Origin of the sequence: Gluconacetobacter asukensis (genome assembly GCF_014174375.1) — a bacterium.
In the GTDB taxonomy this organism is placed as follows: domain Bacteria; phylum Pseudomonadota; class Alphaproteobacteria; order Acetobacterales; family Acetobacteraceae; genus Gluconacetobacter; species Gluconacetobacter asukensis.
Map to the genome: position 1 here is coordinate 47,099 of NZ_JABEQE010000022.1, position 8,761 is coordinate 55,859.

Consider the following 8,761-nt stretch of genomic DNA (forward strand, 5'->3'; position numbering starts at 1 on the left):
TCTGTATGAATTTCAGACCAGCCATCGCCACCGTTCTGCTGGCGGGCACGGCCCTGCTGTCAGGACCTGCCCTTGGCGAATCCCCCTTCGATTTCGCCCACGCGCCCGGCCAATTGCCGAAGGATGTCGTGCCCGGCGCCTACCGGATCGACATCGTCACCGACCTGAAGCGCCTGGCCCTGACGGGGCATGAAGAGATCGACGTCAACGTCACGGCCCCGACGGCCAGCATCACACTGAACCAGGCCGGGCTGACGCTGACATCGGCAAAGCTCGACGGCACGCCGGCAAAGATCACGCAGGACGACAAGGCCCAGACAGCGACGCTGACCCTGCCACACCCCCTGGCCACCGGCGCGCACAAGCTGACGATCGCCTATCGCGGGCCCATCCCGGCGACGCCGAACGGCATCTATTACGACGATTACCGCACCACCGACGGCAAGCAGCACCGCATGCTGGTGACGCAGTTCGAGGTCGCGGACGCGCGCCGCATGTTTCCCGGCTGGGACGAACCCGCCTTCAAGGCGACGTTCCAGCTGACGGCGACCCTGCCGGCCAGCTTCACCGCCGTCAGCAACATGCCGATCGAATCGTCCACCCCGGCCGGCGCGCATGCCAAGCGGGTGGTCTTCGGCACCTCGCCGCGCATGTCCACCTATCTGCTGGCCCTGGTGGCCGGCGACATGAAGGCCGTCAGCGGCAAGGGCGGCGATACGCCGATCAATGTCTACGCCCCCACCGGCGAGCAGGAGCAGGGACGCTACGCGCTGACCGCCGCGTCGCAGATCCTGCCGTATTACAATGACTATTTCGGCGTCGCCTACCCGCTGCCGAAGATGGACCTGATCGCCATTCCCGGAAATTACGAGGCCGGGGCGATGGAAAACTGGGGCGCCATCACCTTCATCGACGACGATCTGCTGTTCGACCCCAAGACCAGCGCGCCGACGACCCAGGAAGCCGTCTATATCGTCGTGGCGCACGAAATGGCCCACCAATGGTCGGGCGACCTGGTGACGATGGGCTGGTGGGACAATATCTGGCTCAATGAAGGGTTCGCCACCTGGATGGAGACCAAGGCCACCGACCATTTCAACCCGACCTGGCAGATGTGGCCGCGCCAGCATTACGAGCGCGAACAGGCGATGGCCCAGGACGCCCATCCGACCACGCATCCGATCCAGCAGGTGATCCACGACGTCAGCGAGGCCGATACCGCCTTCGACCGGATCAGCTACCAGAAGGGCGAGCAGGTCATCCGGATGGTCGAGGACTGGGTAGGCCCCGATGTCTTCCGTGACGGGATGCGCGCCTACATGAAGGCCCATGCCTACGGCAACACCACCAGCGCCGATTTGTGGGCCGCGCTGTCGCAGGTGTCGCACCAGGACGTCGCGACCGTCGCCCGCAGCTTTACCGAGCAGCCGGGCATCCCGCTGGTCACCGTCGGCCGACGCTGCGAAGCCGGCAAGACGACCCTGACGCTGACCGAGGGCCGATTCGCCATCGGTGACGCCCATCCGCTGCCCGCACGCTGGAATATCCCCGTCACCGTGGCAGGCCCCGGCATTGCCGCGCAGCGCGTCATCCTGACGCCTGACCAGCCCGCGCACCTGACATTCGCAGGCTGCGACCAGGCATTGAAGGCCAACCCGGGCGAGAACGGCTATTACCGCGTCGCCTATGACGCATCGTCGCTTTCGGCACTCGGAAAAGCCTTCAGCCAGCTGAGCGCCGTCGATCGCGCCAACCTGCTGGGCGACCAGTATGCGCTGTTCCAGGCCGGCCTGGCACCGCTTTCGACCTGGCTGGACCTGGTTGCCACCCTGCCGGCCACGCACGAGGACAATATCGCCGTCTGGCAGGACACGATCGGGCGCCTGAAGGATCTGGACGCGATGGAGCGCGGCAGCCCGTCCCGCCCCGCCTTCCATGCCTTTGCCCGCGCCCTGCTGGGGCCGCAGATGGCACGCCTGGGCTGGACGCCGCGCGCGGATGAATCCTTCCTCGACACGCTGCTGCGTCCGCAGGTGATCACGGCCCTGGGGCAGTTCGACGACCCGGCGGTCATCAGCGGCGCGCAGGAGCGCTTTGCCGCCTATGTGAAGAACCCTGGCAGCCTGCCGGCCAGCCTGGTCGATCCGGTCACCTCGGTCGCCGGCCAGCATGCCGATGCCGCGACTTACGCCACGCTGGCCAAGATGCTGCACGCGGCCACCAGCACCGAGGACAAGCTCCGCTTCTTCAACGCCCTGGCTGCTGCGCAGGATCCCGCGCTGATCCGCCAGACCGTGCAGATCGCCTATAGCGGCGTCATCCCCAACGGCCGTGTCGCGCGCTCGCTGGCACGGGTAGCCGCCAGCAGCGACAATCCCGACCTGGTGTGGTCGCTGGTGCAGGACCCGCAGACGCAGAAGCAGATCCGCGCGCGCCTGGCTCCCTGGTCGCAATCCGCGCTGCTGCCGGCCATCGCGTCGCACTCGGTCAATCCGGACGTGGCAAAGGCGCTGGTCAACGACCCCTCGGCCACCGCCTCGATCGGCGCCAGGATCGAGGCCCACAAGGCCACGGATCTGATCGCGGCCAACGCCGCCATCGCGGCGCGGGCCCAGGCCGACCTCACCCCCTGGCTGGCCGCCCTGTCGCACTGACCAGCATCGAAGCGCCGGAAGACATGAGCGATCGTTTCGGGCCGGCGGGGCCTGAAACGATCGTCTCCGGCGATACGATTTCCGGGCACGATCAACCGTAGCCCTCTCTGCCGCCGGGGCCCTGTTCGCCCGCATGAATGCGCGAACACCGCCCCGGCGCCTTTCTTGAATGCTCCTTCAGGACCCGTTGGGAAATGTGCGCCGGCACGCCAGAGCGGCCCTATGGGCCGGTCGCCGCCGAGCATGGAAATCGTGCGGCGAATCGCCGCCTGCACGGCCGGAAAACAGGGGAACGACCCCCTGACCCGCCTTCCCCACACAAGCCGTCCTCGCCCTGAACCCAGTCCTCATCCGCGCTCCACCATCATGGGAAAGACAGGGCATCATCGTCTCAACCCGACGCCCGCGGCCCGGACGATGCGAGAGCACAATAAAAAGAAAATAATAGAGCAGATACATTCGCGAAAAGATCTCCAGAATGGCAATTCTGGAAATTTTATCAAATGCCGTCCCGTCCCTGTTCTATTCCTCTGCCAAAACAAGATTTTCGGGCACAAGAGTTTATGTTGCACACATGCAACATAACGAGCGAAATTCGTTACAAACGGAATGGAGCGGTCGACAGGACCGCCGCCTTTATGCGTATTTTGTTACTGCTATGTAATAGGAAGTTAAGTATGGTTTCTCGGCATCGTGGGAATGGTGATCGTAACGCGCGGCGCTTCTATGCCGGGCGGACCATCATGCATCTTTGTCAGGACCATGCCACATGCACGCATCGGGGCCTGGTACAACCAGCCCGATGTCCGTGCCGCCCCTGACGGCTGAAGCACGTTACAAAAATCACATGACATATATGGCCTGGATGTCCATATAATAATGGATTTTTTGTAATGATATAGCAAGCCAATTCATTCGTAAATCGCAATGATATGTCAGGGGCAGAACCTTCCAGATCTGGAAGGCTCCTGTGCTCTTCGTATTGCATGTCAATAAAACTCGTTCCGAACCCCATCAAAGCGGAACAAATTCCCCTCACGCATAAAAAAGATCCTGGAGAAATTCATGGACGATCGCCGATCCAAACAGACGACATCCCGAACTTTTCGACATAGAAACATCGTTCTTCTGGCCTTCACCGCCATGAGCGGAATGGTGTGTTCCCCCGTCTTCGCTCAAAGCACGACGGCGGCGACGCAGACGCCCCGCAAGCACGTCAAGACGACCAGGGCGACAAAGAAGACCGTCACACCGACCACGGCAACGGCCCCCGTGCCGAACACCGCGATCGTGGCGCAGACCTCGACTGCCCCCGTAGCACCGGCGCCGGCGGAAGCGGAGAATGTCGTCGTGACGGGTTCGCTCATCCGCGATCCGAATTTCCGCAGCGCCTCTCCCATGGCGCATCTGACGTCCAGGGACCTGCGGCAGCGCGGAATCACGACGGCTTCGCAGGCGTTGCAGCAGTTGGCCTCCAACGGTTCGGGCAACCTGCCGGCCGGCTTCTCGGCCAACGGCGCCTTCGCGGCCGGCGCCACCGCGCCGTCCTTGCGCGGCCTGACGACGGACTCGACGCTCGTCCTCATGGACGGGCAGCGCCTGTCCTACTATCCGCTTTCCGATGACGGCGAACGCAACTTCGTCGACAGCAACTGGATTCCGATGTCGATCATGGAGACGATCGACGTCCAGAAGGACAGCGCCTCCGCCACCTACGGCGCCGATGCGGTGGCGGGCGTGATCAACTTCATCACCCGCCGGCAGATCAAGGGGTTCGAGGCCAATGCCGAAGGCGGCCTGAGCGGTCAGGGCGATTCCGGCCACCAGCGCCTCTACGCCACCTACGGACACGGCGACGTGGACCGCGACGGCTACAATTTCTACATCAATGCCGAATATCAGAACGATGACATGCTGAACAATTCACAGCGTGGCTATCCTTACAACACGGGCGATCTGACCGGTATTGGTGGCTATAACGGCAACCCCAACGCGGTCCAGTCCGACGGTTCACTGCTCGGTGTTGCTTCGACCACTGTCGCAATGGTACGTCCGGTATCCGTCAATCCGACGAACGGCTCGCTGACACCCCTCGGTGGCCTTCAGCCCCTGGGCGCGGGTTGCGGTAATCTCATCACCCACGACGTGCCCGTCGGTGCGGCACCGGGCAGTACCGGAAAATTTGCCAATACGGTCTGCGAACAGAATACGGTCGGCAAATACAAGGTGATCAACCCCGAGGACCGTCGCATCAGCACGACGGCCCATTTCACCGTCCGGCCGTGGGAACGCGCCGAACTGACGGGTATGTTCACCTATTCGCAGAACGAGAACGACAACACGGCGACACCAATCGATATCCGGACCCACAGCCGGTCGAACGATATCAGTTTCGCCAACCTCACACTGCCTGCCCTGCTGTCCAACGGACAGTTGAACCCCAACAATCCCTGGGCCGCACAGGGCCTGCCCGCACAGGTCTACTACATGTTCGGCGACATGGTGCCGGCTGCCACCCAGTTCAATCAGGCCTACCGCGGATCGCTCCGCCTGTCGGGCTGGGAACCCTCCAACTGGGGTTCGGACTGGAAATATAACGCTTCGTTCGTGGGCATGGCCGATGACCTGGCCTATGTCCGTACCGGCTATCCGATCTTCGCCCGCGTCCAGCAGGCCGTTAATGACGGCAGCTATAATTTCATCGATCCGTCCCAGAACTCGGCCGCAATCCGCAACTGGATCGCGCCGCGCTCGACGCAGAATTCCAATTCGTCGGAATATTCGGGCGAACTGACCTTGCAGAAAGGCCTGTTCAAACTGCCCGGCGGTATGGTCAATCTCGTCGTCGGCGGCAATATCCGCCATGAAGCACTGGACAATCCCAGTTCCAACCCCGATGATCCGACCAACCCCGCTGCCCAGTATATGGGCATTAACGGCTTCTACGCGAAGGGCAGCCGCTGGGTCGAATCAGGTTTCTTCGAAACCTATATTCCGTTCATCAAATATTTCAGCGCCGACGTGTCCGGCCGCTATGACAATTATTCGGTCGGCTACAACCGCTTCTCGCCCAAGGTGGAAGCCCTGTTCAAGCCGGTCAAGGAATTCACGCTGCGTGGCACCTTCTCGAAGGGCTTCCGCGTGCCGAGCTTCGCCGAAACCAACAGCCAGACGATCGGCTACGTGCCCGAAAACCCGTCGCAAGATCCGAACGCGGCTGCATTCCTGGCTCAGCATCAGAATGCTGCGGGCAACGGGCCTGATGCCTACGCCCAGTCCTACAGCATCGCCCTCAATACGTTCGGCAACCCCAAGGTCAAACCCGAGCTGTCCACCAGCTTCACTGGCGGCGCGGTCATCCAGCCGATCCGCTGGATGAATTTGAGCGTCGATTACTACTACATCAAAAAGACCAACTACATCACGACGCCCAACCAGTCCGAAGCCCTCGCCGCCTACTTCACCGGCTCTCCCATGCCGCCCAACATGTCGGTCCTGCCTGACGTCGCCGATCCGGATCACCCCGATGCGATGGCCCGGCCGGGTATCGTCAACATGACCTACATCAATGGCGCCTCGCTCGTCACCGACGGCCTCGACCTTGCTCTGGACGCCAATATTCCGCTACCGGGCAAGCTGTCCAACCTCAAATGGTACAGCAAGGGCGAAGCCACCTATATCTTCCGCTACAACGTGAACTACCCGGGTCTGGGGACCGAACGTTACGCCGGAACGATCGGGCCGATCAACACGACCTCCGGCTCCGGCACGCCGCGCTGGCGCGCGAACTGGGCCAACACCTTCTCCTATGAGAAGCTGTCGCTGACGACGACGGTCAATTATACCAGTGGTTATAAGCTGACGGCAGAGGACGCCACCGGACCGAACACCGCCGGCGATTGCACAAACGCCCAATGGAGCTTTGCGGGCGCAGCAAACACAGATGGTTCACCCATCCGCTGCAATGCCCCAAGCTTCTGGGACGTCGATCTGACGCTGATGTACCGCTTCAACAACCGCTTTACCGCCTACGCCAACATGTACAATGTCGCCAACTGGAAACCGGCCCTGGATCTGGGCACCTATGGCGGGTACCTGTACAACCCGTCCTGGGCGGCGGCCGGCATGCTTGGCCGCGCCTTCCGCTTCGGCGTCAACGTGACGCTCTGACACTCTGCACGATTGGGGGTGGTCTTTCCGGACCACCCCTTTTTTGACCAGAACATGCGGCCTCGCAGCATGTCTGCGCCTCCGGCTTCTTCCCGCCCTCTTTTTCGAAAGCGTGGGAAAGCCTGGCCGGATCCTCTTCCGCCTGACCTGCCATGGAGGCTTCCTTCTATTTTGAAGAAGAGTCTGGCCTATTGAGAGGACAGATTGATGAAGCGCAGCCGCTTCAACGAGGAACCGATCCGCCAATCCCGGGCGGTTCAGTCCCACAGGGACGAGCAGACCACCCCGTCAAAATAGGCCTGGCATCAATCCGCGCCGAACACATCGCGCGTGAAGATCTTGTCCTCGACATCAATGAGCTCCTGGGTGCGCCGGTTCGCCACGATCACATCACAAACCGCCTTGAACTCCGCCAGATTCCTTACAACGCGCGAGCTGAAGAATCTGTCCTCGTACAGGGCTGGTTCGTAAACGACGACTTCGATTCCCTTGGCCTTGATGCGCTTCATGATTCCCTGAATCGCGCTCTGGCGGAAATTATCCGACCCGGCCTTCATCACCAGTCGATAGATACCGACCACCTTCGGCTTCAGCGCAATGATCCGTTCCGCCAGGAAGTCCTTGCGGGTGCGGTTTGCGTCGACCACCGCCGAGATCAAATTCTGCGGCACCTGGTCGTAATTGGCCAAAAGCTGTTTCGTATCCTTGGGCAGGCAATAACCGCCATAGCCCAGGGAGGGGTTATTGTAATGCTGCCCGATGCGCGGATCGAGGCACACACCATCAATGATCTGGCGTGAATCCAGGGCGCGGGAAAGCGCGTAGCTGTCGAGTTCGTTGAAGAAGGCCACGCGTAGCGCGAGATAGGTATTGGCGAATAGCTTGATGGCTTCGGCTTCGGACGGATCGGTAAGGAGGACGGACATGTCCTTTTTTACTGCCCCTTCGATCAGCAGATCCGCAAAGCGGCGCGCGCGCACGCTGCGCTCACCCACGATGATTCGCGAGGGATATAGATTATCGTAAAGCGCACGGCCTTCCCGCAGGAACTCGGGTGAGAAGATCACCTGGTTGGTATGCATCCGTGATCGGACGGCCTCGATGAAGCCCACAGGTATGGTCGATTTGATGACGATGGTTGCCGATCTGTTCAGCGCGATGACCTGAGAGATCACCGCCTCCACCGACGACGTGTCGAAATGACTGGTTTCCGTATCGTAGTTCGTGGGGGTGGCAACGATAACGAAATCGGCATCCCGATAGGCTTCAGCGGGATCAGTCGTCGCCTTCAGCGAAAGCCGCGCATTGGCGAGGAAATCTTCCATCTCCCTGTCGATGATGGGCGACTGGCGTGCGTTCACCTTCTCGACGCGTACGGAACTGATGTCGACTGCTGTCACGTCATTGTGCTGCGCCAGGAGAACGGCGTTCGACAGACCGACATATCCAAGCCCCGCAACCGCGATCTTCATATAGTCCTCGCTTCACATCAATCCGTGGAGTCCACGGGGCGGATTGACCTTGCCCCTGACCTGCTCTGGAGCTTTCATCCAACTGAAGGTAGAGCCTCAGGGAAAGTTAAGCCCTTGGTTGTAGGGTGTGCAATGGGGCAGGATCGGGGAGCGCATGCCCATCGTCCATTTTGGGCCACCACGCTTGCGCACCAACAGGTTCCCTGAGTCGAGCAGGGGGGCGGCCCGACCCGCTTTGAACCTGCGAAACCAAGCGACTGATTTTGTTTTGAGTTTAATTTACGCCCAGCCGTGCACCCAAACAAAAACCCCACGAACCTGTTGGTATCGTGGGGTTTTGTGTGTTCGGTATGGTTGCGGGGGCAGGATTTGAACCTGCGGCCTTCAGGTTATGAGCCTGACGAGCTACCGGGCTGCTCCACCCCGCGGTGGTGTTGGGTAGACTGGAAGACCTGGCGGCGACCG

General features: G+C 61.2%; 4 protein-coding genes and 1 tRNA gene. 2 read left to right on the plus strand and 3 right to left on the minus strand.

What is annotated here, in order from left to right:
- The first annotated feature begins 5 nt into the window (after positions 1 to 5).
- Complete coding sequence (locus HLH35_RS17665) at positions 6 to 2,654, plus strand: M1 family metallopeptidase (RefSeq protein ID WP_182980403.1); 2,649 nt, start codon at positions 6 to 8, stop codon at positions 2,652 to 2,654.
- Positions 2,655 to 3,829: 1,175 nt separating this feature from the next.
- Here HLH35_RS17665 and HLH35_RS20335 read toward each other — a convergent pair.
- The gene (locus HLH35_RS20335) at positions 3,830 to 4,021 is read right to left on the minus strand and encodes a hypothetical protein (RefSeq protein WP_246385200.1); all 192 of its coding nucleotides are present in this window, start codon (positions 4,019 to 4,021) and stop codon (positions 3,830 to 3,832) included.
- On the opposite strand from HLH35_RS20335, the gene HLH35_RS17670 reads away from it, so the two are divergent.
- Complete coding sequence (locus HLH35_RS17670) at positions 4,005 to 6,824, plus strand: TonB-dependent receptor domain-containing protein (RefSeq protein ID WP_338029388.1); 2,820 nt, start codon at positions 4,005 to 4,007, stop codon at positions 6,822 to 6,824. The two genes, HLH35_RS20335 and HLH35_RS17670, sit on opposite strands and share 17 nt — an antisense overlap.
- A 305-nt stretch (positions 6,825 to 7,129) precedes the next feature.
- Here the strand turns inward: HLH35_RS17670 and HLH35_RS17675 are convergent, their stop codons facing one another.
- Positions 7,130 to 8,296, minus strand: a complete 1,167-nt coding sequence (locus HLH35_RS17675) for a nucleotide sugar dehydrogenase (RefSeq protein WP_182980405.1) — start codon at positions 8,294 to 8,296, stop codon at positions 7,130 to 7,132.
- 351 nt (positions 8,297 to 8,647) lie between these two features.
- Positions 8,648 to 8,724 (minus strand) — tRNA-Met (locus HLH35_RS17680).
- Positions 8,725 to 8,761 lie beyond the last annotated feature (37 nt).